Below are 2,352 nucleotides of genomic sequence, written 5' to 3' on the forward strand. Positions count from 1 at the left end.
CGGTAGCGGCCTGCTCCAGCCGGGTGCCGTCTTCCACTCCGACCGCGGCTCGAACTACACCTCGGAGGAGTTCGGTCGTTTCCTGACCGGCCTGGGCATCCGCCGTTCGGTCGGCCGTACCGGGGTCTGCTACGACAACGCGATGGCCGAGTCCTTCTTCTCCGCGATCAAGAACGAATGGCTCAACCGGTTCGTCTTCTCCACCAGGGCCAAGGCGAAACGGCAGGTCATCCGCTATATCGAGGGGTTCTACAATCGGCGGCGCCTGCACTCGGCGCTCGGCTACCGATCACCCCTCGAAGCGCTCAACGAGTTCCATTCATCCCAAGAAGCCGCATAGGCTCCGCCACAAGCGACTGTCCGGAATCTGCTGGGCACCTCAGTTCGCCCTGCCCTCGACGCGACCGGACACCACCCGAGCCCCTCGCCGCAACCACAGCACCGGCCTCGAACCGCCCGGCGAGCACGGCCACAAGCCCGGAAACGAAGAGAGCCCGCCCGATTCTCATGATCAGACGAGCACTCGTGACACATGATCAGGCCATCTCAAGAACAGCCCAGATGGTGGGCTGTTCACGAGTGGCCCTGACCTGCAGATGAGACGGGGAATCGTTGATCGCTTCCCAGAATGGGGATGATCGCTTCCCAGTGACGACACCGCGCAGGCGGATCCGCAATCTCATGATCTGAATACCGAAGGGACCCTGGACGTCACCTTCGTGTGGCGGCGAGTAGTAGCGGTGAGCGGACATCGAGTCTGGCGGCAAGGTCGGCAATGGTCTCAGCCAGCCACCCGATCGCGTCGCACGACCACTCGGTGAGGTCTCCACGCAGCACGACGCCGTGCCGGGGCGGGCCGTTCCAGAAACTGTCGTCGAACGGCGGAGGCGGGCAATCGCCTCCGCCGGCGATGTCGAACGACCGGCACACGAACACGTCTTGCTCCAAGCGGTCGAGGTGGTCGCTGAACTGCTGTGCGACAGCAGAGATCGACGGGTCCTGGCCGCTACTGATACTGACCTCGACGTGCGTCTTCGCTTCCGGGTCGCAGCTGGCGAACCAGCCTCCCGAGAGCATCGACGGCACGGGCGCGTACTGCGGACGCGACGCGGTGCCGAGTCCCTGAACCGGCAGGAGGACCTGAACTGCGGACAGACGTAGTGTGCCGGCCCGCACTGTCGCGTCCCCGGCGCAGCGCAGGAACGGCTGCACCGGCAGTGGGCGGTCTGCGGCGACCGCGCTGGCCTCGACCTGGAACCACGAGACCAGTCCCGCTTCAGCAACACCGCGAGGGTGATCCCATCCGGCGTCGTTCATAGCCCACAACCCGGGCGCGACCGCCAGATGATCCTCATCTCCGCCTGTCGCCACGGTCGAGGATTCGTCGAGCCAGCCCATGGCGAGGGACCGGTGATAGAACAGCGAGTGGGCGTCGTCCGTCGACCCGGAAGCGCGCCAGGCATGCGGAATCAGTTTCCCGTACAGGGCCGCGAACATGGTGCCTGCGGTCGGGCGGACCGCGGGTGTCATGCCCGGCTGTGCGGTAGTACTACGCTCCGGCATGCTAGGCCCCCTGACTGCCTCATAGCTATGGCGTTCCTGTTTCGTACGTTAAAACACCTGGCAGGCGACGTTCGCCTGGTTCATCGGTTTCTCGCCGGTGTCGATCTCGCCGATCACATCAACATCCACATGGTTGCGCCACGACGTCACGGCGGTGCCGTCACAGTCCTTGCGCGCGACCGTACGGTCCCCGCTGCCGGTGTACGGGCGAAGTGTCTTGATCTCCGAACATGCCTTCTGCCGCCAGCTGTTGTCGGTATACCACTCATAGAGACAGTTGGACACCTTGGCGCGGTTGTTGCTGCAGTTTCCCTTCTTCCACCACCCGTGACCGGACGCCGCGATCCCGGTACGGGACCGGTGGGGGTTGTCTCTTCCACTCACAGGTGTGCAGCCGATCAGTGCTGCGCTCGAAGCCGTACTCGGGCTCATGGGGATTACCCGCCCAGAGCTGTCCAGGTACACCGCGGTCGAGTCAGAGCCGACCGGCGCCACCCCCGGCACGGCATCTGCGGACGGAGCGAATGTCGTGCTGGATTGCAGTCCCGCCGTCGTGACCGCACCGGCTGGCGTGCTTGCCACGGCCGTAGCGCCCATCCCGAGTATCAGGACGGCACTCACGGCTACGAGCCGATTCACGAACCCTGCCTTGATCACATTTCCTCCCTCAGATGGGTGGTCCGCCGGCAGACGCCTTGGAAACAGTCGACCACAGAAAGTAGCCAAACGCTAAGCCCGGGTTCCGCAGTTGGTGGTCACGCATGATGCCGAATCTGGTGTGTGAGCTGC

Annotated in this window: 3 protein-coding genes; 1 reads left to right on the top strand and 2 read right to left on the bottom strand. The window is 64.5% G+C overall.

The genetic code is table 11. From position 1 onward, the window contains the following. The coding region (locus ACWJ6R_RS34730; RefSeq protein WP_449066271.1) for an integrase core domain-containing protein at positions 1 to 340 on the top strand (340 nt) is incomplete at its 5' end. A 371-nt stretch (positions 341 to 711) separates the two neighbouring features. Here the strand turns inward: ACWJ6R_RS34730 and ACWJ6R_RS34735 are convergent. Beyond that, positions 712 to 1,497: a hypothetical protein gene (locus tag ACWJ6R_RS34735; protein WP_229798368.1), complete on the bottom strand. Its 786-nt coding sequence runs from the start codon at positions 1,495 to 1,497 to the stop codon at positions 712 to 714. Positions 1,498 to 1,611: 114 nt separating this feature from the next. Beyond that, positions 1,612 to 2,220, bottom strand: a complete 609-nt coding sequence (locus ACWJ6R_RS34740) for a hypothetical protein (protein ID WP_449066272.1) — start codon at positions 2,218 to 2,220, stop codon at positions 1,612 to 1,614. Positions 2,221 to 2,352: the final 132 nt, after the last annotated feature.

This window comes from Planomonospora algeriensis (assembly GCF_977012225.1).

Bases quoted from the DNA above. Each gene is read 5' to 3' on its own strand.
- ACWJ6R_RS34735 (WP_229798368.1), bottom strand. From the start codon at position 1,497: ATGTTCGCGGCCCTGTACGGGAAACTGATTCCGCATGCCTGGCGCGCT.